Source organism: Aeromonas bivalvium (assembly GCF_000819765.1).
In the GTDB taxonomy this organism is placed as follows: Bacteria; Pseudomonadota; Gammaproteobacteria; order Enterobacterales; family Aeromonadaceae; genus Aeromonas; species Aeromonas bivalvium.
The window spans coordinates 21,681-48,499 of record NZ_CDBT01000015.1; the positions used below are offsets into that span (position 1 = coordinate 21,681).

Genomic DNA, 26,819 nt, shown 5'->3' on the forward strand with positions numbered 1-26,819 from the left:
ACAGAATCCTTCGAATCCCTGGCCCGCCCCTGGCAGAAGAAAAGGCTAAAGCAGCCTTCAGTATCCACCTTCAGCGCCGATACACTGACCATCTCCTTTGCCCCTTGAGGTCGTCGTGAACGTCAAACAGAAACTCGTGTTGTCCGCCATCCTGGTGGCCGGGATCCAGGCCATCGTCATGGGGGTCGTGTTCTACTTCTCGGAGCAGGAATCGCGCAGCAGCGCCGAGATGTTGCTGACCAAGCAGGCTGAGGCCGATCTCATCGCCCTGAACCTGAAAGAGAAAGAGTTTCTGCTACGCAGGGATCCCGCTGCGGCCACCGCCTTCGCGGCCTTGCGGGATGAAACCAGCCGCCTGCTCGCCGACATGGCCAGCCACCACGAGGGGCGCCAGCAGGGCGACATCCTCACCTTCGCCAGCCTGTTGCAGGATTATGCCCGCCAATTCGAAGCCCTGCGCGCCCAGCAGGAGAAGATAGGCCTCACCCCGACCAGCGGCCATTATGGCGCCCTGCGTCAGGCCATTCATGCCCTGGAGCAGGAACTCAAGGCCCGGGGTCAGCAGCAGGAGAGTTTGCTGATGCTGCAACTGCGCCGGGACGAGAAGGACTTCATGCTGCGCCGCGACATCGGCTATCTCGCCAAGTTCGAACAGAACCTGGCCCCCCTGGCCCAGGCCCTCGCCGGTGAACCTGCCCTCGCCACCCTGCTGGAACGCTACCGTCAGAACTTCACCGCCCTGGTGGCGGAAGAACAACGGCTGGGTCTGAGTGCCGAAGAGGGGCTGCGCGCCGATCTCAACCGCAGCGCCGAGCAGATGCGCCAGGCTGGCATAGTGTTGGCTCAGGATCTGGCCAGAGAGGCCGAGACCAACCATAGCCGCATCCTCTGGATCATGGGGCTGCTCTGCTCCCTGGGCATTGTGGTGGCGCTCTGCCTCAATCTGCTGATCGGCCGCGACGTCATGGCGGGGCTGCAACGGCTGGCAGACACCATGCGCCGGGTCACCGCCAGCAGCGATCTCACCCTGCGCGCCCGCATCGGTTCCAGGGACGAGTTTGGCGCCATGGGCCGCGACTTCGACACCATGCTGGAGCACTTCAATCAGGTCATAGGCCAGGTCGTCGCCTCGGTCACGGATCTGGAGCAGCTCACCGCCCAGCTGCAGCGCAACGCCAATGCCGCTCGGGAAGGCACCCAGCAGCAGTTGCAGGAGAGCGACCTGGTCGCCACCGCCGCCACCGAGATGGAGAGCACGGTGCAGGAGATCGCCAGCAACACCGAGAGCGCCGCCGAGAGCGCCCGCACCACCAACCTGAGCGCCCAGCAGGGCCGGGAGCGGGTGGAGACCACCATGGCGGTGATCCACTCCCTCTCCACCAAGCTGGAGGCCTCGGGCCAGGAGGTGATCGCCCTGGCCGAGGAGAGTCGCCAGGTCGGCAACGTGCTGGAGGTGATCCAGGCCATCGCCGAGCAGACCAACCTGCTGGCCCTCAACGCCGCCATCGAGGCCGCCAGGGCCGGCGAGCAGGGGCGAGGTTTCGCCGTGGTTGCCGACGAGGTGCGCAACCTGGCCATGCGCACCCAGCAGAGCACCAGCGAGATTGCCGCCATCGTCTCCGGCTTGCAGGCCCGCACCCAGAGCGTGGTCACCCTGATCGGCGAGTGCCGCACCCAGGGGGAGCGCAGCGTCGAGGCCGCCGGGGAGGCCAGCACCCAGCTCGCCAACATCACCCGCCAGATGGACCAGATGATGGACATGAGCACCCAGATAGCGACCGCGGTCGAGGAGCAGAGCTCGGTGGCGAGCGAGATCAATCGCAACGCCGTGGTGATCCGCGACATCGCCAACGACGCCCTGACCCAGGCCGAACAGAACAGCCGCGCCAGTCAGAACGTGGCCGAGCAGGCGAGCCTGCTCCACCGGGCGGCCGATCAGTTCAGGGTCTGATCCCCAGATCCCATATGAAGAGAGGGCGGCCAGGGCCGCCCTCTCTTTTTTCCTCCCACCCCATCAGACCGGGTCTTCACGCCGACGCCCCTTCACCTCGTCCCTGGCGAGCTGGGCGACGATCATCGCCGCCCCCATCGCCCATCACCATCAGGCAGAGCCTTCGCGCCGACGCTCCTTCATATCGTCCCTGGCGAGCTGGGCGACGATCATCGCGGCCCCCATCGCCCATCACCATCAGGCCGAACCTTCGCGCCGACGCCCCTTCACATCGTCCCTGGCGAGCTGGACGATGAGCATCGCCGCCCCCATCGCCCATCACCATCAGGCCGAACCTTCGCGCCGACGCTCCTTCATATCGTCTTTGGCGAGCTGGGCGAAGATCATCGCAGCCAGCATGGCCATCAGGCCGATGCAGAGATAGGTGAGGTGGAAGCCATGGAGCCACTGCTCGCTGCTCGAGGCGGCAAAGAGCCCGAGCAGGCTGGCGGCGATGGCAACCCCAAGGCTCATGGAGAGCTGCATCACGACTGACAGCAGACCGTTGCCGCTGCTGGCGTGCTCGGCACTCAGATCCTGCAAGGTGAGAGTGTTCATGGCGGAGAACTGCAGCGAGTTGATGGCGCCGAACACCCCGAGCCAGCCGAGCAGCGCCCAGTAGGGCAGGTCGTTGTCGATGAGGGCGAAGCTGGCGATCAGGGCCCCCAGCAGCAGGGTATTGCCCACCAGGATGCGACGATAGCCGATGCGGGGGATCAGCTTGTTGACCAGGGTCTTGGTCAGCATGGCGCCGAGCACGGTCGGTATCATGGTCATGCCCGCCGCACTCGGCGAATAGCCCAGACCCAGTTGCAGAAACAGCGGGGTGAGAAACGGCATGGCGCCGCTGCCCAGGCGGGCAAAGAGGTTGCCCCAGACCCCGATGGCGAAGGTCTTGGTCTGAAACAACGCCAGACTGAACAGGGGGCGCTCGGCGTTCGCGGCATAGAGCCAGTAGCTCGCCATGGCCGCCAGGCCAGTGATGAGCAGCAGCAGGGACCAGCCGGTGGAGAGGCTGTGCTCCCCCAGCCCCTGCAGACCGACCGACACCAGCACCATGCCGGCGCTGAACATCACGAAGCCGCGCCAGTCGAATCTGGGCGTCTCCCGTCGCATCTCCGGCATGTAGTACCAGCTGGCGATGAAGCCGAGCAGCCCCACCGGCAGGTTGATGAGAAACACCCAGTGCCAGCTCGCCACCTCCACCAGCCAGCCCCCCAGGGCCGGGCCTATGAGGGGCCCCACCAGCCCGGGGATGGTGACGAACGACATCACCCTGAGCAGATCCCGCTTGCTGAAGGCCCGCAACACGGCGAGCCGCCCCACCGGCATCAGCAGGGCGCCGCCCACCCCTTGCAGCACCCGGGCCGCCACCAGCAGCGGCAAGGTATTGGCCAGGGCGCAGGCCAGAGAGCCCAGACTGAACAGGGCGATGGCCCACAGATAGACGCGGCGGGTGCCGAATCTGTCCGCCAGCCAGCCGGAGGCGGGGATGAGCAGCGCCACCGTCAGCATATAGGCGATGACCACGGACTGCATCTGCAGCGGGCTCTCCCCCAGGGCCTGTGCCATGCTCGGCAGCGCCGTGTTGAGGATGGTGCCATCGAGAGTCTGCATGAAGAAGCCGACCGCGGTCAGCCAGGGCAGCCACTTGAGTTGGGCCGCTGAGAGTTCCGGGTGTGGCTGCGTCATGGTGTCTCCGTCAGGATTGGGGGGTTGAGGCGCTCAGAAACAGGTCGATGCAGCTGTTCAGCCAGGCCTCCTGCTGGGCCGGGCTCTCCATCAGGGGCAGGCCCAGCTCGCGGCGGATCCTGTCCTTGCCCTGCCACATCAGCAGCAGTTGCAGGGCGGCGTCCTGGCTGTCGGGGTGGTGGAGCAGGCCCAGCTGTTTCTGCCGCTCCAGCCACTGTGCCAGGATCCCGAGCACTTGCACCGGTCCCGCCTCGAAAAAGAGCGCGGACAACTGTTCATCGTTGCTGCCAACGCAGGTGCGAAAGATGTTGATCGCCTGCTCGCTCAGCACCAGGCGGCGAAAGCCGCGCCCGAACAGCAGCAGGCTCTCGCGCACCGAGCCGCCCTGCTCCAGCAGGGCCGCAGAGAGCTCGTCATTGTGACACTTGGCCCCCACCGCCTCGGCGAACAGCAGCTCCTTGCTGGTGAAGTGACTGTAGACCGTCTGCTTGGAGACGCCGGCGGCGCTGGCCACCATGTCCATGCTGACCTGATGGGGGCCCTGCTCGCAGAACAGCTGCCCCGCCGCTTCCAATATGGCTGCCCGCTTCTTTTGACTGCGCGGTGAATTGTTCATTTTGCCTCCAAATCAAACTGGACAGTCTAGTACCGATAAAACTAGACTGTACGGTATGGTTTGAATACTAAATCAACACAAGGATGATGTCATGGCGCTTCTGCTACTCGCGCTCTTGCTGCTCGCCGGCTGCGGTCCGGTCAGTCAGGAAGTGGCGACCCCCACCCCGACCCGGGTCACCGCCCTCCCCCTGCAATCGAGCGATCACTATCCGGAGCTGCGCCGTTACACCGGCCGGGTCGTGGCACCCCAGGAGGGGGCCGTCGGCTTCGAGCTGGCGGGGCGGATTGCCTCCCTGCACAAGGCGCGGGGCGACACCTTCGCCGCCGGAGAGTTGCTCGCCACCCTGGATACCCGGCTGCTGGAGGTCGAAGCCCGCGAGCTGGCCGCCCGCCTCGGCCAGAACCGGGCCGAGCTGACCCTGGCCCGCCAGACGCTCACCCGGCTCACCACCCTGCGCCAGCGCCAGTTCAGTTCGGATCAGGAGATAGACGAGTGGCAGGGCAAGACCCGCATGCTGGAGGCGAGCGCCAGCCAGATAGCGGCGGCGCAAGAGGCCAATCAGGTCCGTATCGAGAAGTCCCGCCTGCTGGCCCCCTTCAGCGGTACCGTCGTGAGCCGGGAGCAGCCCCTCGGCGCCGTGGTGAGCGCGGGCCAGCCCCTGTTCACCCTGATCCGTACCGGTCACTGGGAGGCGGACATCGGCATTCCCGCCGAGCTGGCCGCCACCCTGAGCCCGGGACAAACCTACCCGCTGCAGGCGGCGGATCGCACCTTCACCGCCCGCCTGGTCAACCTGGGGATCCGGGTCGATGGCCACACCCACACCCGCAGCGCCCGTTTCGCCCTGGGAGAGGACGCCGCCATGCTGGCCGAGGGCCAGCTGATCAGCCTGCTGCACCAGACCCCCAGCGCCATCGACGCCTATGTGGTGCCCCTGACCGCCCTGACCCAGGGGATCCGGGGCGGCTGGACCCTCTATGTGGCCACCCGCACCCCGGAGCCCACCATCGTCAGCCGGGATGTGCGCCTGTTGCAGCAGGATGGAGAGCGCGCCTGGATAGAGGGGGCCCTGCAAGGGGATGAGCGCATCGTCATGGACGGCCTGCACAAGCTGGTGCCGGGTCAGCGGGTGACGGTGCAGGAGGCGACCCCATGATCCGCGCCTTCATCGACAACGGCCGACTGGCCCTGCTGGCGGTAGCCCTGCTGATCGCCGCCGGGCTGGCCGCCCTCCAGAGCCTGCCCCGCACCGAGGATCCCCAGATCATCAGCCGCTTCGCCAGCGTGGTCACCCCCCTGCCCGGCGCCAGTGCCGAGCGGGTCGAGGCCCTGGTGAGCGAGCCCATAGAGAACCGGCTCAGGGCCCAGAGCGAGGTCAAGCTCATCGAGTCCCACTCCCGCCCCGGTCTCTCCATCATCCAGGTCGAGCTCAGGGACGAGGTGACCGAGGTGGTGCCCGTCTGGTCCCGGATCCGGGATCGGCTCGGGGATCTCGCCTCCGAGCTGCCCGACGGGGCCGGCGCTCCCCAGCTCAACGACGAGAAGGGCTACCCCTTCACCCGGCTGGTCAACCTCAGCTGGCGCGGGCCCGGCCCCATCCAGCTGGATCGCCTGGCCCGCTACAGCGCCGAGCTGGAGCGGCGGGCACGCATGCTGCCCGGCACCCAGTACGTGGAGCGCACCGGTGCCCCCGAGGAGGAGATAGAGGTCATCTTCGATCCCCTGGCCCTGGGCGCCGCCGGGCTCGATGGCCCCACCCTGGCCCAGGCCCTGCGGGGGGCCGATGCCAAGGTGAGCGCCGGGGAGTTGCAGGGGCGCAACAACCGGCTGCTGATCGAGTTGCGAGGCTCCCTCGATACCCTGGAGCGCATCCGCCAGATCCCCCTGCGCACCGACGAGCAGGGCCGGACCCTGCGCCTTGGCGACATCGCCGAGGTGAAGCACGGCATCCGCCAGCCCGAGAGCCAGCTCGCCTTCGCCAACGGGGAGCGGGCCATCGTGGTCGGCATCCGCATGGCCCAGGACAGGCGCATCGATCTCTGGTCGGCCCAGCTCGATGCCATGCTGGCCGACCTTGCCCTGAGCCTGCCGGACAACATCGCCCTGACCACCAGCTTCGATCAGCGCCAATATACCGAGCGCCGCCTCTCGGATCTGCTGGTCAACATAGGACAGGGGTTCGCCATCATCATGGGGGTGCTGCTGGTGACCCTGGGGGTGCGGGCCGCCCTCATCGTCAGCCTCTCCCTGCCCCTGACGGTGGCCTTCACCTTCGCCTGCATGAACCTCATCGGCCTGCCCATCCACCAGATGTCGGTCACCGGCCTGGTGGTGGCCCTCGGCATCATGGTGGACAACGCCATCGTCATGGCGGATCGGGTACAGCATCAGCGCCGCCACGGCATGGGGGTGACCGCCGCCGCCATGGAGGCCATCGGCCACCTCTGGCTGCCGCTGCTGGGGTCCACCCTCACCACCCTGCTCGCCTTCCTGCCCATCATACTGATGCCGGGCCCGGCCGGTGAGTTCGTCGGCGGCATCGCCTGGGCGGTGATCTTCTCCCTGATCGGCTCCTACCTCATCTCCCATACCCTGGTGGCCGGTCTGTCGGCGCGCTGGGTCGCCCCTCGGGGAGGCAGCGCCTGGTATCGGGATGGCCTGCACCTGCCCGCCCTGGCCGCCCGCTTCGAGCGCAGCCTGGCCTGGGCCCTGGCCCGTCCCCGCACCAGCCTGCTGCTGGTCTGCCTGCTGCCCTTGGCCGGTTTCTGGGCCGCCAGCCGCCTGACCGAGCAGTTCTTCCCACCGGCGGACAGGGACATGATCCACATAGAGGTGAGTCTCTCCCCCCAGGCCAGCCTGGGCCACACCCGCACCCTGGTGGCCGCCATGGAGCAGACCCTGGCCCGCTACCCCGAGCTGGTCCGCCAGGACTGGGTCATAGGTGACAACGCCCCCAGCTTCTATTACAACCTGGTGCCCCGTCAGCAGGGCCGGGTCGATTATGCCCAGGGCATGATACGGTTTCGGGATCTCGCCAGCGCCAACCGCCTGATCCCCCGGTTGCAGCAAGATCTGGACACGGCCTTCCCCCAGGCCCAGATCCTGGTGCGCAAGCTCGAACAGGGCCCCCCCTTCAACGCCCCGGTGGAGCTGCGCCTGTTCGGCCCGGACCTGCACCAGCTCCACCGCCTCGGGGAAGAGGTGCGCGCCCTGCTCGCCGAGACCCCGGATGTGATCCAGACCCGGGCCACCCTGCAGGCGGGGGTGCCCAAGCTGTGGCTGACGGTGGACGAGGAGGCCAGCCTGCTGGCGGGCATGAACCTGGGCCAGCTCGCGACCCGGCTGGAGGCGGCCCTGGATGGCCGCGTCGGCGGCGCCGTGCTGGAGGGCACCGAGTCTATCCCTGTCCGGGTGCGGCTGGCGGCAAGCGAGCGCCAGGATATCCAGGATCTGCTCAACCAGCCCCTGAGGAATGACGAGGGGGGCACTGGGCTGACCCTGCGCAACCTGGCCAGCGCCACATTGAGCCCGAGCTGGGGGGAGATCAGCCGCCGGGACGGCGAGCGGGTCAATGTGCTGGAGGCCTACCTGAGGATGGGGGTGCTGCCCCAGACGGTGCTCAACCAGGTGCGTCAGCGACTGGATGAGGGGCAACTGGCGCTGCCGGCGGGTTATCGGCTGGAGATTGGGGGCGAGTCGGCCAAGCGGGACGAGTCCGTGGGCAACCTGATGGCCCACGTGGGCCTGATCGCCGTGCTGCTGCTGGCGGTGCTGGTGCTCAGCTTCAACTCGTTTCGCATGGCGGGGGTCATCATGCTGGTGGCGCTGCAATCGTGCGGGCTGGGGCTGCTCTGGGTCTGGCTGCTCGGCTACCCCTTCGGTTTCACCGTCATCATAGCCCTGCTCGGCCTGATGGGACTCGCCATCAACGCCGCCATCGTCATACTGGCGGAGCTCAAGGCGGATCCCCTGGCCATGAGGGGGGACAGGGCACAGATCCGCAACCTGGTGGCCGGTTGCAGCCGCCACATCGTCTCCACCACCATCACCACGGTCGGTGGCTTCCTGCCGCTGCTGCTGGGAGGCGGCGGCTTCTGGCCTCCCTTCGCCATCGCCATCGCCGGGGGCACGGCCCTGGCGACCCTGCTCTCCTTCTACTTCGCGCCGGCCGCCTTCCTGCTGCTGCGCGGCCAGGCAGCCAGCCAGGAGGCGGACCGCCAGCAGAGACCGCCCCTGGGGCAGACAGGCTGAGACGCAGGCCCGAGGCTCCCGGCACCGCCAGTCAGGCGTCCGGCGACCCCAGCATCGCCTTCAGCCGCTGCTCCAGGCTCGGCTCTGGGGCCTTGAGGGTCGCCAGGAACAGGGCCTCGATAGCGGCCTTGTCGGCGCGCCTGACGATGAATACCAACCGGGACTGGGCACGTCCCTCCGGCCAGTCCAGCAGGGTCTGCAACGGATAGAGCTGGCCATGTACCCCGTGGATCACCACGGGTTGGCTCTCCCCTTCCAGCTGCAATATGCCCTTGAGCCGCAGCAGGGCGTCGCCGTATTGCGCCTGCACAGCATCGATGGCGGCCAGCAGGCGGGACGGCTTGAGGGGTTCACCGATGCGCAGGGAGAAGCTCTCTATGTTGCCATGGTCAAAATGGGTGGGGGCGGCGGCCCCCACCTTGGCGGCAAACGGCTGCATCTTGGGTTGCATCGGTGATGCCAGCCCCTGTTTCGGGGACTCGGTGCGCAGCCAGGCCAGCAGCTGGCGCACGTCCCGACCGGCCGCCTCGTTGTAGGCACCGAGCTTCTCCAGCACGGCGGGGGAGAGCACACCATTGCTGACCCGCTCGACGGGCGCCGCCGGGTTGAGGGTCGCCAGCCGGGCCTCCACCCGATCCAGCTGCTCCGCCTCCACCAGATCCCCCTTGCTCAGCACCAGCAGATCCGCCAGGGCCACCTGTTTGACCGCCTCGTACTGGGCAGCCAGCTGCTGCTCGATATGGCCGGCGTCCACCACGGTGACGGTGCCGTCGAAGCGGTAGCGCTGGGCGATGAAGCCCTCCTCCTTCAGGGTAAACAGCACAGGGGCGGGATCCGCCAGACCCGTGGTCTCGATGATGAGCCGCTTGAAGGGTTTGATCTTGCGCTGGATCGCCTTCATGAAGAGCCCCTGCAACGCCTCCACCAGGGAGCCCTGCACCGAGCAGCAGATGCAGCCGGAATCGAGCAGTACCACCTGCTCGTCCACCTGCTGCACCAGGTGGTGATCCAGCCCCACAGCGCCGAACTCGTTGATGAGCACGGCGCACTCCCCGAGCTCGGGCTGCTTGACCCAGTGGTTGAGCAGTGTGGTCTTGCCGCTGCCGAGAAAGCCGGTCAGCAGGGTCACGGGGATCCGGGTGTCTTGCATGTCTGTCATAGGGATGACTCCCCTCTGGTCGGCAGTGTGATGAGTAAGCGGGTGTCTTGCATATCCGTCATGTCAGTTCCTTACCGGTTGGCAAACAGCTCGCCGAGCCAGCGGTTCTCGAAGCGGCCGTGGGGGTCGAGCTCGCGCTTCAAGGCCAGGAAGTCGTGCCAGCGTGGCAGCAGGGCCGGGAAGTCGTAGAGATCCATCGCCAGATGCTTGCCGAAATGGGGAATGCCGCCAAGGGGCACCAGCAGTTGCTGCAACTCGCGCATCTGCTCCATGGAGCCACCGACGAAGGTGCCGTCCGCCGCCAGATAGACCAGGAATCCTATCCAGCACACCGACTTGCCATAAGCGGCGCTGAGCCAGGCCTCGGAGGGGCCGGTGCAGCGCAGGATGAAGGGGTAGTGCAGCGCCCCCGGGTTGCGCTCCTGCCAGGCCTGCAGGATCTCCAGCGCCTCCCCCATGCGCGCCAGGGGCACGGCCACCTCGCAGTTGATCTGGGGGGCCGGTATCCCCTTACAGAGGATCTGGTAGACGTTGCCCACCAAGTCAGAGGCATCCTTGAAGCGGCGCACCGTCTCGAAGTGCTCCCCGGCCCGGGCCTCGTCCTTGGTGTCCCGCGCCATCTTCTGCAGGGTGGCATCTATGGTGGCATTGAGGGCCAGGTTCATGCGCTCGTCCATGTCTCCCTCCAGCAGCAGGGGCTCGCTGCCGCCGGCGCGGTAGCGGGCCACCTCGTCATCGGAGGCGGGATCCACCAGCCAGATGTGGCTCTCCCCGGTCCAGGCGAACCACCAGCTCTTCACGAAGCCGTGCTCCCGGTTGAGCCGCTCGTTGTGTTCCAGCAGGAAGGGGTAGTCTGTGGTGAACTTGGTGCAGCGCATGATGCGGTTGGGCACGGTGCGCAGGCGCACATCCAGCAGGATGCCGAGCATGCCCATGCCCATCACGAAGGCGCCGAAGCGGGGATCCGTGCGATCCACGCCAATGATGTCGCCATTGGCCAGCATGATGGTGAGGGCCTCCACCGCATCGCACAGGGCGGACTGGTGCAGCCCCTGGCCATGGGTACCTGTGCTGAGCGCGCCGCCCAGGGTCTGAATGCCGATGACCCCGGGGGACGCCGGCAGCATGCGATCCATGGCGATGAGATCGGCATAGACGGTATCGAGCGGCGTCCCCGCCAGGTAGGTCACGGTATCGGCTGTCTTGTCCAGCTGGCCGCGCAGGTGGTGCAGGTCCACCAGCAGCGCCTGGCTGCCCTCGGCATAGACGCTGTGGATGGGTTCAAAGGAGAGGCCGGAGCCGATGAGCCGCAGCTTGCGCTCGGGGTATTTGCGCAGCAGCTGTTGCAGCTCGTCGCGATTCGTCGGGCGCCACACCTGATCCAGGGCGCCGAGGGGGTTGGTTCGCGACCAGTTGAACAGCACCTCCCGATTGCCAATCGCCTTGATGCTGTGAAATGCCTGGAACTGAACCGTCATACCGCGCCTCATCTGCCTTCAAAATGAGCGGCGATTCTACCGAAAAGCGAGCGCCAAGGCATGAAAAACAAGCCCCTACAGTCGGGGGTGGATAAGGCGCGCCTCTCCTCCTCTCCTCAGCGCGAGGGCTGGGTCAGCGCCAGCAACATGCCGAATCCCACCAGCAGAGCGCCAAACACCCGATCGATCCAGTGACGCACCGCCAGCAGACGCACCCGCACCGAGGCGCTGGAGAAGAAGAGCGCCACGGCGCCGAACCAGAGGGCGTGAGCCAGGGCGATGAAGGCGCCATAACCGAGCTGGACCGCCAGCGGCGTCTGCGGCTGCACCACCTGCATGAAGAGGCTGACGATGAAGATGGTGGTCTTGGGGTTGAGCACATTGGTCAGAAAACCGGTGCGCAGCGCCCCCAGGCTGGAGAGAGCGGGCTGGCTGAGGCTCTCCTCAGCGGCGGCCGGTTTGGCCCGCAGCATCTTGATGCCGAGGAAGATGAGGTAGGCCGCCCCCGCCAGCTTGATGAGGTTGAACAGCCAGAGGGATTGCTGGATCAGCAGGCCTACCCCCAGCAGGGTATAGCTCACGTGGACACAGACCCCGGCCGCGATGCCGAGCGCCGTCAGCACGCCGGTGCGGCGCGAGAGCAGCAGGCTGTTGCGCGACACCATGGCAAAGTCGGGCCCGGGGCTGATGACGGCAAAGAGGGTAATGGCAACAACGGCGAACAGTTCGGTCATGAAAATAGTCCTGATTAGAGGGGATATCGGCTATTTTATTTGGCCATTGCACCAATAACGAACGATGATTTCTGACATGAATGGTGAAAATAACTCACAAAAAAGTCTATCGCTTCCCTCCCTGACGGCCCTGCGCTGCTTCGAGGTGGCGGCCCGCACCGAGCACTTCGGCCGCGCCGCCGACGAGCTGCACCTCACCCATGGCGCCATCAGCCGGGCGGTGCGCCTGCTGGAGGAAGACCTGGGGGTCAGGCTGTTCGAGCGGCGCCAGCGTCGGGTCTTTCTGACCGAGGCAGGCGAGCGGCTCTATCGGGCGGTCAGGGAGGGGCTGGGCGGCATCCGCCAGACGGCCCAGGCCCTGCGCCAGCAGAGCCGTCCCTCGTCGCTGGTGCTCTCCTGCGAGCCCACCCTGCTGATGCGCTGGCTGATCCCGCGCTGGCCCGCCTTCCAGGCCCTGCACCCCGAGCTGGATGTGCATCTGATGGCGGGGGGCGGCGCCCTCAGCTTCGACAGTGGCATCGATCTCGCCATCCGGCGCAACGACTTCCACTGGCCCGAGGAGCTGCACAGCCAGCTGCTGTTCGAGGAACGGACCGGCCCTGTCTGCCAGCCGGGCAAGGTGGCGCAGTTTTTCGAACGACGGGAAGAGGGCTGGGCCCTGCGCCCCTCGGCCCCCCGCCTGCACACCAAGACCCGTCCGGGCGCCTGGTTGGAGTGGCAGCAGCACGCAGGCATGTCTGCCGACGAGGAGGTGCCGGGCCAGCGCTTCGAGCACTTCTACTTCAGCCTGCAGGGCGCGGTGGCGGGCCTTGGCGTCGCCATCGGCCCTTATCGGCAGGTGTGCGACGACATAGAGGCTGGGCTCTTGGCCGCCCCCCTCGGCTTCGTCCCGGATGGCAGCGGCTATCACCTGCTCGCCCCCGCCAAACCCGAGCCCGGCAGCCCCCACGAGACGCTGGCGAACTGGCTGCATCACCTGAGCTGAGCCCTCGCCGCCCCTCACCCGCGCGGCTATCTTGAGCCAGGGGAGTGCACGGCACCCGGCTCAGCCGGCCCGAAAGGCACTGCCCCCCTGTTGCGCCGCCAGCAGCAAGGCATCGACCACGACGCGCACCTTGAGCGCCATGTGCTGGCTCCTGGCCCAGAGGAGATTGATCGGCATCTCGCCGCCGGCGTGATCATCGAGCACAGAGACGAGGGTGCCCGCTGCCAATTGCTCGCTCACCAGCCAGGTCGGCACCTGTGCCAGCCCAAGGCCGGCCAGTGCCGCTGCCCGCACGGCTTCCCCATCCCCCATCTCGTAGCGAACCGGAATGTCACGGACTTGCGTTTTGCCCGCCCCATTGCCGAGCAGCCAGCCATGACGATGTCCGGCTCGCCAGTCAATGATGCAGTCGTGCCGTGACAGCTCGTCCGGGGTCAAGGGCACCCCGCGCCTGGCCAGATAGGAGGGGGCACCACAGATGATCAGCCGCTGCTCACCCAGGCGGCGCGCAACGAGATCCCCCTGGTCGTCCAGCGCTCCTATGCGCACCACCAGATCGATGTTGGCCTCGATGAGATCGACCTTGCGCTCGTTGAAGGTCACCGAGAGATCCAGCTGTGGATGCTGGCCAGCCAGTTCCAGCAGGAGAGGCAGCACGTGCCTGCGACCAAACGCAGCGGGCAGATCGATGCGCACGCGCCCCGACGGGCTCTGCTTTCCCGATGCAAGGCTCTGTTCCGCCTCTTCCAGTACCCGGGTAGCCTGGAGGCAGCTGGCCAGATATGCCTCCCCCTCCGGAGTCAGGCTCACCCGACGGGTTGTTCTGTGCAGCAGCTTGACCCCCAACCGTGCCTCCAGACGCACAATGCTCTTGCTCAGCGCCGAGCCAGTCAGCCCCAACGCCAGCGCCGCCACGGTGAAACTGCCTGACTGCGCCACGGCGACAAAATGCCTCACACTCAGAAAGGGATCCTGTACTGCCATCCATTAGGTCCTTGAGGGAATTAGAGATTGGAATAATAGCTACTTAATCAATCTACAGGAATCAATCACACTATAAACAGGTTCATTCAACACCACCCCTTGCCTGGGGTGGCTCGGAGAGCCTTGAGTTCCCAACTCGCTCAGACGTTACCTTATCACCAGACAGGAGAGACCAGATGTTGACCGTCAAACCCCTCAGTGGACACGTTGCCTTCGTACAAGGTGGTTCCCGCGGCATTGGTGCCGCCATTGTGAAACGCCTCGCTCGCGATGGTGCCGCCGTGGCCTTCACCTATGTCTCCTCCGCCAGCCAGGCAGAGGAAGTTGTCGCGACCATCACGGCGGCGGGCGGCAAGGCCCTGGCCATCCGGGCCGACAGCGCCGATGCCGCGGCCGTGCAGCACGCCATCCGCCAGAGCGTCACCCACTTCGGGCGGCTGGACATCCTGGTCAACAACGCCGGGGTGCTGGTATGGGGCAGTATTGAAGAGCTGACCCTGGACGATCTCGATCGCACCCTGGCCGTCAACATTCGCAGCGTGTTCGTGGCCAGCCAGGAAGCGGCTCGCCACATGAGCCAGGGGGGACGCATCATCAACATTGGCAGCACCAATGCCGATCGCATCCCCATGGCGGGCGGATCCGTCTACGCCATGAGCAAGTCGGCCCTGGTCGGCCTGACCAAAGGCATGGCACGGGATCTGGGCCCGCGGGGCATCACGGTCAACAACGTGCAGCCAGGCCCGGTCGATACCGACATGAACCCGGCTGACGGGGAATCGGCAGAGCAGCTCAAGGGGATGATGGCACTGGCCCGCTACGGCAAGGATGAGGAGATCGCCAGCTTCGTCGCCTACCTGGCGGGGCCTGAAGCAGGCTATGTCACTGGCGCCAGTCTGACCATAGACGGCGGCTTCTCCGCCTGAATCTCCATTTGATGTCGGATACAACAGCCCCGGCACTCGCCGGGGCTTGCTTACCAGGGGATAGGGCTGTCACCCACGGCCGTGAGGAGGCCTGCTGACAGGGCAAGTTCAGGCTGGTTCGAGCAGCGCCTCTTTGACGCCCGTCGCAGGCAACCCTTCCCGCCCCAGCTGCTCGTCGCAGAACTGCCGCACGGGCACGGGGCGGCCAAACAGGTAGCCCTGCAGATAGGTCACCTTGCCCTCGAGATACTCCGCCTGATCCCGGGTCTCGACCCCTTCGGCCACCAGGGCCAGACCGAGGCGATGGCCGAGATCGATCACGTTGTCGACGATGTGCTCGGACAGGGATTCGGTACCGATGCGCGCGATGAAGGACTGGTCGATCTTGAGGTAGTCCACGTGGAACTGCTGCAGATAGACCAGGCTGGAGTGGCCTGTGCCAAAATCATCCATGGCCAGCTTGACTCCCAGCTCGTCCAGCGCCTGGAACAGTGCCAGGGTGTGGGGATCGGCAACCAGGAGCTCCCGCTCGGTCAGCTCCAGCACCAGCGTCACCTTGCCCGGCACAAAATGGGCGAGGAATCGGCGGCAATCCTCCAGCAGGCTGTCATCCCGGCAGTGGGCCGCGCTGATGTTGAAACCGACATGAAAGCCATCGGGCAACCGCTCCTGCTCGGCGGCCAGCCGCAGACCCACCTCCCCCATGATGAGGCTGGTCATGGGCACGATCAGCCCGCACGCCTCCGCCTGGGGGATGAAGAGATCCGGCCGGATCAGCCCCACATCGGGATGCTGCCAGCGCATCAGCACCTCGACCCCCATGATGCGCTCGCTGCCGCTCTCCACCAGGGGTTGCAGGTAGGGCACGAACTCCTTGGCCCGCAGGGCCCGGGCCAGCTCGCTGGTGGGGGAACGGGGGCGACCCAGCAGCCACCACATGATGGCGGCAAACCCGGCACAAAAGCCAAGCAACAGCCAGATCCCGAAGTCACGGTGCCGCCACATCCCCAGGAGCGTAGGCTGGGAGGAGTAGCCCGCATAGATGGAAAGAGGGTAACCAGCAGCCTGGAGCCGCACATGGTCCTGGCTCGCCAGGGGAGGCTCGGCGGCAAAGAAATGGCCCTCCTCGTCGAGCCAGCAATCGCCGACCCTGAGCATGATGGGCATGGCGCTCTGGGTAAGATTCAGCATGAAGTTGAGGTAGTCCCCATCGATCAGGGTGAGGACGGCTCCCCGGGGCGAGGCGGCACGCACCGAGAGGAGAGGATGCTGGCGCCGCACCAGATTGCCCGCCATCAGCCTCAGGCGACCCTGGCTGTAGGCATCGGCGACATAGGGGATCTCCCGCAGGCCAAATTGGGAGGTGCAATAGATTTGGCCCCCCGCTCCCAGGTTGACCGAACGCACGAAGGGCACCATGGCGACCAGGGATCTGAGGGTCGGCATCGCCGCGGTGCAGGGCTTGCCCAGAAATGGCAAGGCCTGGTCGTTGGCCTGCTCGGCATTGGCCAGCATGGTTTCCATCAGACCCAGGGTATGGCTCGCCGCCTGCCTCGACTCCCAGCGCAGATCGGCACGATAACGCACCAGCAGCGCCCAGTTGCCGAGCAGCATGGGCAGCACGAACACCAGCAAGGTGATCAACACTCTCGTTCTGGGTCTGGCCGTATCGACATCGTTGCAATAACGCATGGTGGCTCCCGCTCATGAAAGGAGATCCATGCTAGCAAGCCCCTGCTGAACCGGAGCCTAATCGTTCAAAAGATGAGCAGCCGTAATGGGCTGTGTACGCCGCCTTCTGGTCAGGAGCAGAGGGCGAGACTGGTGCAGGGGGCCTTCGCAGGCGTCGAGGGCGCCAACTCCCGGCAGAACTGGCGCAGCGGCACTGGGCGGCCAAACAGGTAGCCTTGCAGATAGGTCACCTTGCCCTTGAGGTATTCCGCCTGCTCCCGGGTCTCGACCCTTTCGGCGATCAGGGCCAGGCCGAGCCGGCTGCCAAGGTCGATGACGTTGTCCACTATGTGCTCGGACAGGGACTCGGTGCCGATGCGGCCGATGAAGGACTTGTCGATCTTGAGGTAATCCACATGGAACTGCTGCAGATAGACCAGGCTGGAGTGGCCGGTGCCAAAGTCATCGATGGCAAGCCTGACCCCCAGATCGTCCAGTTGCCGAAACAGGGAGAGGGTGTGGGGATCGGCCACCAGCAGTTCCCGCTCGGTCAGCTCCAGCACCAGGACCACCTGCCCCGGCAGGAAGTGGGAGAGAAACGCACGGCACTGCGCCAGCAGGGAGAAGTCCCGGCAGTGGACGGCGCTGATGTTGAAGGCGATATGAAAACCATCAGGCAGCTTGTCCTGCCAGCCCGCCAGCTGCTGGGCGACCGTTTGCATCAGGCGCGCCGTCATGGGCACTATCACGCCGCACTCCTCCGCCTGGGGAATGAAGAGATCGGGACGGACAAGACCGGATGAGGGGTGTTGCCAGCGCATCAGCACCTCGGCCCCCATCACCTTGCCCCCCTCGCCGGCCACCAGGGGTTGCAGATAGGGGACGAATTCCTTGGCCCGCAACGCCCGCTTCAGCTCCCCCTCCATGGAGCCGGGGCGACCCAGCAGCCACCACACCAGCAGGGAGATGCCGAGGGAGAATCCCAGCAGCATCAGCATGGTCACCCGTCTGACCTGCCAGAGGGAATGCCAGCTGGATGGCAGCACCAGGCCGGCGTAGATGGAGAGGGGGTAGCGTCTCGACTGGACACTGTGATTGGCCAGGGTGGGCAGGCTGGGTTCCCTGCCCATCAATTCCCCCAGGTGATCCAGCCACTCCTCCCCGACATGGAGCAGGACCTCGCCGCCATGGGGCGCGCTCAGGGTCAGTATCATCTTCAGATACTCCCTGTCAATGGTGCTGAGCACGGCGCCATGCTGGCTCTCGGTGCGCACCGCCAGCATGGGCTGACTGCTCAGCTCGGCATGGCCAGGCAGCAGCCGCAGGAAACCTTCATGGTAGGTGTCAGGCTCATCCTGCCAGCTCACCTTGCCCATCACAGAGTTGCAATAGATGCCATTTTCATCGATCAGATTGAGGGTTCGCACGAAGGGCACCAGCGCCACCTGCTTGCGCAGGGTGAGCAGGTTGGACTGGCAGGGATGGCTGATCAGGGGGGCCACGGTACGATTGGCCTCCTCCACATGGTCAAGCATCACCTCCATCAGCTGCACCGCCTGGGTCGCGGCCTGTTCGGACTGCCTATCCAGGGTGCGCAGATAGTTGGCGTGCAACTCCCACAGCCCCACCGACAGGGGCAGGGCAAAGACCAGAACCGCACTCAGCAGGCGCCAACCAGGGCGAGAGAGATCGAGACTGAACAGAAACATAGTGTGGCCAGACCATGGGGCTGAGAGGATAGCCATCATGGCTGTATCGCCTCACCTGGATGACAAGCTGCAAACATCCGATCGCAGCCGGGGAAGACATGATAATGGCTGTCCGCCGCGCCATTCAGGATCCAGATCATTTTTTACTCACATACTCACCGACCTGTTCGTCCCCCGTTTCGCTGGCCACAACAAGCAAAGCCCCGGCACAGGGCCGGGGCTCGTCTTCATGCTGAGTGCGCCATATCGGCGCCCAGCCTTATACCGCTTGCTGCAAAATCACCGCATCGGCCTTCTGGGTGTAGGAGGCGATCTCGTTGAAGTTGAGGTAACGGTAGGTGTCTGCCGCCGTGGCATCCAGGGTCTTGGCGTACTCCAGATACTCGGCCACGGTCGGGATCTTGCCGATGATCGCGGCCACCGCGGCCAGCTCGGCGGAGGCCAGGTAGACGTTGGCCCCCTTGCCCAGACGGTTCGGGAAGTTGCGGGTGGAGGTGGAAACCACCGAGGCCCCTTCCGCTACCCGCGCCTGGTTGCCCATGCACAGGGAACAGCCCGGGATCTCGATGCGGGCACCGACCCGGCCGAAGATGCCGTAGTAGCCCTCTTCGGTCAGCTGATCCTTGTCCATCTTGGTGGGGGGCGCTATCCACATCCGGGTCGGCAGGGAACCCTGGAACTTGTCCAGCAGCTTGCCGGCGGCACGGAAGTGGCCGATGTTGGTCATGCAGGAACCGATGAACACCTCGTCGATCTTGTCACCGGCCACGTCGCTCAGCAGGCGGGCATCGTCCGGATCGTTCGGCGCGCACAGGATAGGCTCCTTGATGGTGGCCAGATCGATCTCGATGATTTCGGCGTACTCGGCATCCTTGTCCGCTTCCATCAGCACAGGATTGGCCAGCCACTCTTCCATCCCCTTGATGCGGCGGGTGATGGTGCGCACGTCGCCATAGCCCTCGGACAGCATCCATTTGAGCATGACGATGTTGGACTTGAGGTACTCGGCGATGGGAGCCTGATCCAGCTTGATGGTGCAACCGGCGGCACTGCGCTCGGCACTGGCATCCGCCAGCTCGAACGCCTGCTCCACCTTCAGGGTCGGCAGACCTTCGATCTCGAGGATGCGGCCGGAGAAGATGTTCTTCTTGCCCGCTTTCTCGACGGTCAGCAGCCCTTTCTGGATGGCGGCGTAGGGGATGGCATGGACCAGATCACGCAAGGTGATGCCGGGTTGCAGCTCGCCCTTGAAGCGCACCAGCACGGATTCGGGCATGTCCAGTGGCATGACGCCGGTGGCGGCGGCGAAGGCCACCAGGCCGGAGCCCGCCGGGAAGGAGATGCCGATGGGGAAACGGGTGTGGGAGTCACCGCCGGTACCCACGGTATCCGGCAGCAGCATGCGGTTGAGCCAGGAGTGGATGACGCCGTCACCCGGGCGCAGGGAGACACCGCCGCGGTTCATGATGAAGTCCGGCAGGGTGTGGTGGGTCTGCACGTCGATGGGCTTGGGATAGGCCGCGGTGTGGCAGAAGGACTGCATGGTCAGATCGGCGGAGAAGCCGAGGCAGGCCAGATCCTTGAGCTCGTCGCGGGTCATGGGACCCGTGGTGTCCTGGGAGCCGACCGTGGTCATCTTGGGCTCGCAGTAGGTACCGGGGCGTATGCCCTCCACGCCGCACGCCTTGCCCACCATCTTCTGGGCCAGGGTGTAGCCCTTGCCGGTGTCGGCCACGGGCTGCGGGCGACGGAACACGGTGGAGAACGGCAACCCCAGGGCCTCGCGGGCCTTGTCGGTCAGACCGCGGCCTATGATGAGCGGAATGCGGCCACCGGCGCGCACCTCGTCGATCAACACGTCGGTCTTGAGGGTGAACTCGGCCAGCACCTCGTCGGTGTCGTGGCGGCAGATCTTGCCCTCATAGGGGAAAATGTCGATGACATCGCCCATGTTCAGCTTGGCGACGTCCACTTCGATGGGCAGGGCGCCGGCATCTTCCATGGTGTTGAAGAAGATGGGGGCAATCTTGCCGCCCAGGCAGACACCGCCGGCGCGCTTGTTCGGCACGAAGGGAATGTCATCCCCCATGAACCAGAGCACCGAGTTGGTGGCGGACTTGCGGGAAGAGCCGGTACCGACCACGTCGCCGACGTAGGCCAGGGGGAAACCCTGCTCTTTCAGGGCATCGATGGTCTTGATGGGACCGATGACGCCGTCCTTGTCCGGGGTGATGCCGGGGCGGGCGTTTTTCAGCATGGCCAGGGCGTGCAGCGGAATGTCGGGACGGGACCAGGCGTCCGGTGCCGGGGACAGATCGTCGGTGTTGGTCTCGCCGGTCACCTTGAACACGGTGACGGTGATCTTCTCGGCCAGGGCGGGGCGGTTCAGGAACCACTCGGCATCGGCCCAGGATTGCAGCACCTGCTTGGCGAAGGCGTTGCCCGCCTCGGCTTTCTCCTGCACATCGTGGAAGGAGTCAAACATCAGCAGGGTGTGGGAGAGGCCCTTGGCAGCAAGAGGAGCCAGGGTCGCGTCGTCCAGCAGATCGATCAGCGGCTGAATGTTGTAACCGCCCTGCATGGTGCCGAGCAGTTCGACCGCCTCGGCGGCAGTCAGTATGGGAGAGTGGGTTTCGCCCTTGGCGACGGCGGTGAGGAAGCCGGCCTTGACGTAGGCGGCCTCATCGACACCGGGCGGGACGCGGGAGGACAACAGCTCTTTCAGAAAGTCTTCTTCACCGGCGGGGGGGCTCTTGAACAGTTCAACCAGTGCGGCGACTTGCTCTGCATCCAGAGGTTTGGCAACCACGCCCTCGGCGGCACGTTCTTCGACGTGTTTACGGTAGGTTTCAAGCACGACTAATTCCTCTTTGGTCTTTTTTGGGGCTCGCCCAGGCTGGCGGCGATCGTCCTTGCGGGACACCCTTAGGGTGCTCCCCACTATATAAGTTTTAACGAGTAATTAAAATCCAATCCCTGCACACATATTCATCTGCCATAGCTAACCAATTAAACTTGCTGATGTTTTGCCTGTTAACAGAAAAGACAGGAAATTCAACTTAACAAGTTGTCATCATTTTCATGCTATTCGAAGGTGCTGCCTAACTGCAGGTAGAACACATCATTGCCCCCCTCGGCCATGCCATAGCCGAGGAAGACGGGGCCGAGGAAACTCTCTATCCCCACATAGACGGATCCCGCGGTGAGGGAGCTCTGGAAATCGATGTCCGCCCCCTTGTTCCAGACCCCGCCCTGCTCGATGGAGCCACCGAGATAGAGGGGAGCCCGCAGGGCGCCAAAGTCGTTGTCCGCCACCCGATAGATGTAACGCAGGCCGCCAAACAGGCTGTAGCGCCCGGAGAGCTGATAGCGCTGGAAACCGGAGAGGCGGAACAGGCCGCCGAGATCCTGAATGTCGAGGGGAACCGCCTCGTCGGTGTCCAGTCCGCCCCCTTCCAGCAGCAGGTTGACGCTGTGCCTGTCCCAGGACCAGGGCTTGACCAGGCTCAGGTGATAGCTGGCCCCGGCCGAGCTGTCATTGCCATCTATCCCGGAGCCATCGTCAATGGAGACCCGGGTATAACCCGCCCTGGCGTCCCAATAGACCCCGGCGTAGGGGAAGTAGCGGCTGTCCAGGGTATCGTGCTCGAAACGCACATAGGGGCCCCAGGCGGTGGCATCCACAGAGGCGTCCTTGAACACCTGCAGATCTATGGTGCCCACCTTGCCGTTCAGCCCCAGGGAGAGGCGGCTCCAGGGCTGCTGATTCCAGCCCAGGGAGAGATCCGCGCTGAAGAAGCTGTACTCGGACTCCACATAGTCGACCGGCAGGTTGGGCTCATCGCCGCTGGCGAAGAAGATGCGGCGCTGGGTCTTGTCATATCCCAAGCTCGCCTCGCCATAGAAGGTCTGCGACGCCTCCAGCGGGGTATAGAAGTCGGTCTTGATGTGCTTGGCGGTGCCGAGCGAGGCCTCTGTCAGCCACTCGGCCCCCAGCTCGTTGACATTGGTCAGGGTGTAGGACATGCCGACGTTGTAATTGGAGTCGCTCTGGAAATCGTCGGAGAAGCCGAACTGGAAGTTGAGGTAGCCCGGCCCCCAGTTCTTCTCGCTGGCATCCACCACCAGCACGTTCTCGCCATTGCGCTCCTCGACCTGGTAGGTGATGCGGTCGAACGACTCCAGGGCATAGAGGCGACGGATCCCCTCCTCCAGGCTCTCGTTGGTCTGCACCTTGTCGGGACGCACCTTGAGGGTGGCTATCATGGTCTCGTCGGAGAGGCGCGACTTGTTGACCAGCTCCACCTTGTCGATGAAGTAGGCGGGCTGGCCACTGCGCTCGGCACGGCGGCTCAGTTTCTGGTTGCGATAGGCGGCGTAGTCCGCCTTGGAGAGGGAGAGGGCGTCGAGCTGGCGCGACGCCGCCTCGGCCACCCGCTCGCCCCGCTTGATCCCCTCCGGCATCAGGGCAAAGTCGGCGATGCCCATGTTGCCGAACTCAGGGGTCAGCAAGATGTCCCCGGGCCCCAGCAGGGCCTTCTGCTTCTCGGTCCCGACCTGGGTCATGTAGGTGGTGAGCTGATCAATCATGGCCAGCCCTGACTTGAGCTCCTCCCGGGTGCGCAACCTGGCGCTGATGTCCACCGCGATCACCACATCCGCCCCCATGGCCTTGGCCACATCCACCGGCATGTTGTTGACCGAACCGCCATCGGACAGAATGCGCCCCTCCCACTCCACCGGCTTGAGGGCCCCAGGGATGGACATGGAAGCCTGCATCGCCTTGGCCAGGCTGCCGTGGTCCAGCACATAGGGGGTCACCGTCTCCATGTCGGTGGCGACCGCACGGTAAGGGATCGGCAGATCGTCGAAGCTCTTTTGCACCGGCAGGTTGGAGGTGGCGTGACGCAACAGGCTCGCCATGGATTGGCCCTGGAAGAAGCCGTCCGGCAGCTGGGTGGTATTGCCATTGACGCCGATGTCGGTGCGCAGCTGATACTGCTCGTTCTGCTGCTTCTTGCGCAAGGAGAGCTCGTTGCGTCCCACCTTGTCCTGATATCCCTTGTTCCAGTCGATGGCCAGCGTCATGCGCTCCACCTCCTCGGCGCTGAGCCCCATGGCGTACATGCCCGCCACATAGGAGCCCATGCTGGTGCCGACCACTATGTCGACCGGAATGCGCTTTTGCTCCAGCACCTTGAGGATGCCGATATGGGCCGATCCCTTGGCGCCACCGCCACTGAGCACCAGGGCGACCTTGGGGCGATCCGCCGCCATGGCCTGGGAGCAGAGCAGGGCCAGCGACAGGCAGCCGAGCAGCAGAAGAAGGGGGCGGGTCCATTCCCGGCGAGAAGCGTGCATATGAGTGTCCATGAGTCAGGCGCATTGCGATGATTGCAGCCTACTATAAGGGGCAAGCGGGGAACCGCAACCGTCCCGTGAGCCGCCGTGGATCCTGCTGGCCACGGGATCGAATCCAGATGATACCCCTCTTCCCATTGCGCCGTGAGCGCAAACGCAAACCCTGAATAAAACCCGGCCCGGCACTCAAGAATTCATCCCGACGGCCGCTACTATCATGACCCTCTTGCAACCGGATCTTGAGTCAACATCATGCTCGCAAGCCTGACCCTCAAACAGAAAATAATCGCCACCGTCACCCTGGCCGTGGTGCTCTCCTGCCTGCTGGTGGGCTATTTCAGTCAGCGCTCCGCCCAGCAGCTGATCGAGAGCCGCATGTTCGAGCAGGAGCTGCCGAACCTGACCCAGCGCATCGGCAAGGACATCGAAAAAGATCTCAACTCGGTGGCCAACGCCGCCAGGCAGCTGGCCAATGACCGCTTCGTGCTGGACTGGGTCGAGCGCGGCATGCCCAGGGAGCAGGAGAGCATCCTCATCAGCCAGCTCAAGGATCTCACGGCGCAATATGGCCTGGTGACCGCCTCCTTCGCCGACCGCCAGAGCGCGGCCTACTACAACCAGGATGGTTTCTTGCGCAACCTGACCCCGGATCAGGATGCCTGGTTCTACGGCTATACCAAGAGCCAGCAAGACCTGATGCTCAGCATCTTTCGCGAGAGCAATGGCGAGATGAAGCTGTTCGTCAACTTCCAGCAGCTGGGTGGCCGGGGCCTGGCCGGGCTCGCCAAGTCCCTGGATACCATGGTCGCCACCCTCTCCAACTTCCGGGTCGGTGACAGCGGCTTCGTCTTCATGACCGATGGCAGCGGCAAGGTGAAGCTGCACCCGGATGCCGCCCGCATCGACCGTGACAATCTCAATCAACTGGCAGGCCCTGTCGCCCCGGCCCTGCTCGGCAAGCAGGAGTTTTCCGCCAGCCACGCCGAGGTGGACGGCCAGAAGGTGGTACTCGCCACCAGCTATATTCCGCTGCTCGACTGGTATCTGGTGGTCCAGGTGCCCGAGGCCGAAATCTATGCCGAGCTCGACCAGGCCCGCCTCCATATCCTGCTGGTCAGCCTGGCCATCGCCGTAGGCATGGGCCTGCTCGGCATGGTGCTGGCAGGCTCCGTCAGCCGCCCCCTCAACGAACTGGCACGCCTGTTCCGGGAACTGGGCAGCGGTGACGGCGACCTGACCCAGCGTCTCAAGGTGGACGGGCGGGATGAACTGAGCGAGGTTGCCAGAGGCTTCAACAACTTCGTCGCCAAGATACATGGCTCCATCGAGCAGGTGGCCAGCAACTCCCGCCAGCTGGCCAGCACAGCGGCCCAGGTCGCCGAGCAGGCCCAGCTCACCCAGCACAACTGCACCGCCCAGCGGGATCGCACCGTCCAGGTCGCCACCGCCATCCACGAGATGGGTGCCACCGTCAGCGAGATCGCCGGCAATGCGTCCCTGGCCGCCGACGTCGCCCGCCAGGCCAACGAGCAGGCCGATGCCGGGGCCGGTGTCGTCGCCCAGGCCCGCCACGGCATCGTCGGCCTCTCCGACGAGCTGGAATCGGTCTCCGGGGTCATCGGCTCACTGGCCGGTCAGACCGATGCCATCGGCAGCATACTCGACACCATCCGCAGCATCTCGGAGCAGACCAATCTGCTGGCCCTCAACGCCGCCATCGAGGCGGCCCGGGCCGGCGAGCAGGGGCGCGGTTTCGCCGTGGTGGCCGACGAGGTGCGCAACCTCGCCAGCCGCTCCGCCGCCTCCACCGAGGAGATCCAGAAGATGATCGACGGCCTGCAGGCCCAGTCGGCCCGGGCGGTGAGCGCCATGGCCGAGGGACACGGCCAGAGCCTGACCGTGGTGAACCAGGCAGATGCGGCCAACGAGGCCCTGGGCCAGATCACCGCCCACATCACCCAGATCAGCGACATGAACATCCAGGTGGCCACCGCCACCGAGGAGCAATCCAGCGTGGTGGGTGAGATCAACCGCAACGTGGAAGACATCAACCAGCTCACCATGGAGACGGCGGACATAGCCCACCAGCTCACCGCCTCGAGCCGCAGCCTGCAGCAGCTCTCCGGCGAGCTGGATCAGCTGGTGGGCAACTTCCGGCTGTGACGTGACTGAGCGCTTCGGCGCTCTTTTTCGACCGGACAGGCAAGGAGTGTCGGTCCGGCCATGACGGCAAATCGTCATGACAAGCCGCTACATTAGCGACATAGCAACACATCAAGGAGCCATCATGCTTGCAGGAAAGATCACCCTGAAATCCCAGCTCATCCTGGCCGTCACAGTGCCTTGCGTCGCCCTCTTGCTGGTCGGCGGCGCCAGCCTGCGCAGCATGGGCCACATCAAGTTGCAGGCCGATGAGCTCTACCAGAACACGGCCACCCCCATGCGCGCCATGGCGGAGGTCGCCTCCCGCATCCCGCGCATGCGGGTCGGCATCGACATGATGCTGCTGCAAGACACCTCGCTGCGGGATGAGAAGGGGGTGCTGACCCGGGTCAAGGAGACCCGCGAGGAAGACATTCCCGAGATGCGCCAGGCCATGCAGCAGGCGGTGACGGCCCAGGTCGATCCCGCCGCCCGGGCCGAGGCAGAACGCCTGCTCGGCCAGTTCGAGCGGATGGAGCGTGACGAGCTGACCCCCATGCTGCAGGCCCTGGAGAACAATCAGATGGAGGTGGCCCGCACCCTCTATCGCGACCGTTACAGCCAGACCTATGGCGAGATGCGCAAGGGGGCCAATGCCCTGCTCGACGGCCTCATCGCCCAGGCCAGGCACAGGAACGAGCTGAGCGAGGAGAGTTACGGCAGCGGCCGCAACCAGATGATCGCCATCATAGTGGCCGCCATCCTCATCTCCCTGCTGGTCTCCAGCCAGATCCTCACCAGCCTGCGACGCAGGGTCAGCTTCCTGCAGCACCATATCGGCGAAGCGGCGACCCATCTGGCCCTGGACAGCCGGGCCCAGATCGAGGGCAAGGATGAGCTGGCCGAGATAGCCCGCAGCTTCAATCAGTTCGTGGCCCGCATCCACGGTGCCATCGAGCAGGTGGCCAGCAACTCCCGCCAGCTGGCCAGCACAGCGGCCCAGGTCGCCGAGCAGGCCCAGCTCACCCAGCACAACTGCACCGCCCAGCGGGATCGCACCGTCCAGGTCGCCACCGCCATCCACGAGATGGGTGCCACCGTCAGCGAGATCGCCGGCA

The 26,819-nt window shown here is 65.2% G+C and carries 17 protein-coding genes; 7 read left to right on the forward strand and 10 right to left on the reverse strand.

Annotated features, from left to right (window positions below):
* Positions 1–115: 115 nt before the first annotated feature.
* Positions 116–1,951, forward strand: coding sequence for a methyl-accepting chemotaxis protein (locus BN1119_RS05370; protein ID WP_041995024.1), 1,836 nt, complete (start codon positions 116–118; stop codon positions 1,949–1,951).
* A 324-nt stretch (positions 1,952–2,275) separates the two neighbouring features.
* Here the strand turns inward: BN1119_RS05370 and mdtD are convergent, their stop codons facing one another.
* Positions 2,276–3,682, reverse strand: a complete 1,407-nt coding sequence (mdtD, locus tag BN1119_RS05375; protein WP_041995026.1) for a multidrug transporter subunit MdtD — start codon at positions 3,680–3,682, stop codon at positions 2,276–2,278.
* Between the two features lie 10 nt (positions 3,683–3,692).
* Positions 3,693–4,298 carry a TetR/AcrR family transcriptional regulator gene (locus BN1119_RS05380; RefSeq protein ID WP_041995029.1) on the reverse strand — a complete coding sequence of 202 codons (606 nt, stop codon included), beginning with the start codon at positions 4,296–4,298 and terminating at the stop codon, positions 3,693–3,695.
* Positions 4,299–4,389: 91 nt separating this feature from the next.
* Between BN1119_RS05380 and BN1119_RS05385 the strand changes: the two genes are divergently transcribed.
* Positions 4,390–5,457 (forward strand): efflux RND transporter periplasmic adaptor subunit, encoded by a 1,068-nt coding sequence (locus BN1119_RS05385; RefSeq protein ID WP_041995031.1) that lies wholly within the window; start codon positions 4,390–4,392, stop codon positions 5,455–5,457.
* Positions 5,454–8,552, forward strand: coding sequence for an efflux RND transporter permease subunit (locus BN1119_RS05390; protein ID WP_041995032.1), 3,099 nt, complete (start codon positions 5,454–5,456; stop codon positions 8,550–8,552). Before BN1119_RS05385 ends, BN1119_RS05390 begins: the two co-directional genes overlap by 4 nt.
* A 31-nt stretch (positions 8,553–8,583) precedes the next feature.
* Here BN1119_RS05390 and BN1119_RS05395 read toward each other — a convergent pair whose 3' ends face one another.
* The 3 genes from BN1119_RS05395 to BN1119_RS05405 all read right to left on the reverse strand — a co-directional run bounded on the left by BN1119_RS05395 (position 8,584) and on the right by BN1119_RS05405 (position 11,923).
* Positions 8,584–9,711, reverse strand: a complete 1,128-nt coding sequence (locus BN1119_RS05395; protein ID WP_041995034.1) for a CobW family GTP-binding protein — start codon at positions 9,709–9,711, stop codon at positions 8,584–8,586.
* A 71-nt stretch (positions 9,712–9,782) separates the two neighbouring features.
* Positions 9,783–11,189 (reverse strand): D-arabinono-1,4-lactone oxidase, encoded by a 1,407-nt coding sequence (locus BN1119_RS05400; RefSeq protein WP_041995036.1) that lies wholly within the window; start codon positions 11,187–11,189, stop codon positions 9,783–9,785.
* 116 nt (positions 11,190–11,305) lie between these two features.
* The gene (locus tag BN1119_RS05405; RefSeq protein WP_041995038.1) at positions 11,306–11,923 is read right to left on the reverse strand and encodes a LysE family transporter; all 618 of its coding nucleotides are present in this window, start codon (positions 11,921–11,923) and stop codon (positions 11,306–11,308) included.
* Between the two features lie 76 nt (positions 11,924–11,999).
* On the opposite strand from BN1119_RS05405, the gene BN1119_RS05410 reads away from it, so the two are divergent.
* Complete coding sequence (locus BN1119_RS05410) at positions 12,000–12,908, forward strand: LysR family transcriptional regulator (RefSeq protein ID WP_041995040.1); 909 nt, start codon at positions 12,000–12,002, stop codon at positions 12,906–12,908.
* A 60-nt stretch (positions 12,909–12,968) separates the two neighbouring features.
* On the opposite strand, the gene BN1119_RS05415 is transcribed toward BN1119_RS05410, so the two are convergent.
* Entirely contained in the window at positions 12,969–13,892 is a 924-nt protein-coding gene (locus BN1119_RS05415; protein WP_041995041.1) for a LysR family transcriptional regulator, read from the reverse strand.
* 176 nt (positions 13,893–14,068) lie between these two features.
* Between BN1119_RS05415 and BN1119_RS05420 the strand changes: the two genes are divergently transcribed.
* A complete protein-coding gene (locus BN1119_RS05420; RefSeq protein ID WP_041995043.1) occupies positions 14,069–14,818 on the forward strand; it encodes a 3-oxoacyl-ACP reductase family protein in 750 nt (249 codons plus the stop codon).
* 108 nt (positions 14,819–14,926) lie between these two features.
* Here the strand turns inward: BN1119_RS05420 and BN1119_RS05425 are convergent, their stop codons facing one another.
* The 4 genes from BN1119_RS05425 to BN1119_RS05440 form a co-directional block, all read right to left on the reverse strand.
* Complete coding sequence (locus BN1119_RS05425) at positions 14,927–16,510, reverse strand: EAL domain-containing protein (protein WP_041995045.1); 1,584 nt, start codon at positions 16,508–16,510, stop codon at positions 14,927–14,929.
* A gap of 110 nt (positions 16,511–16,620) precedes the next feature.
* The gene (locus tag BN1119_RS05430) at positions 16,621–18,198 is read right to left on the reverse strand and encodes an EAL domain-containing protein (protein ID WP_041995047.1); all 1,578 of its coding nucleotides are present in this window, start codon (positions 18,196–18,198) and stop codon (positions 16,621–16,623) included.
* Between the two features lie 259 nt (positions 18,199–18,457).
* On the reverse strand, positions 18,458–21,055 hold the full coding sequence (acnB, locus tag BN1119_RS05435; protein WP_041995049.1) for a bifunctional aconitate hydratase 2/2-methylisocitrate dehydratase: 2,598 nt from the start codon (positions 21,053–21,055) through the stop codon (positions 18,458–18,460).
* Positions 21,056–21,282: 227 nt separating this feature from the next.
* Positions 21,283–23,559 carry a patatin-like phospholipase family protein gene (locus tag BN1119_RS05440; protein ID WP_041995050.1) on the reverse strand — a complete coding sequence of 759 codons (2,277 nt, stop codon included), beginning with the start codon at positions 23,557–23,559 and terminating at the stop codon, positions 21,283–21,285.
* 252 nt (positions 23,560–23,811) lie between these two features.
* On the opposite strand from BN1119_RS05440, the gene BN1119_RS05445 reads away from it, so the two are divergent.
* The gene (locus BN1119_RS05445; protein WP_041995052.1) at positions 23,812–25,722 is read left to right on the forward strand and encodes a methyl-accepting chemotaxis protein; all 1,911 of its coding nucleotides are present in this window, start codon (positions 23,812–23,814) and stop codon (positions 25,720–25,722) included.
* 124 nt (positions 25,723–25,846) lie between these two features.
* Positions 25,847–26,819 (forward strand): MCP four helix bundle domain-containing protein (locus BN1119_RS05450; protein WP_157438633.1); only part of this gene is annotated, 973 nt, incomplete at its 3' end.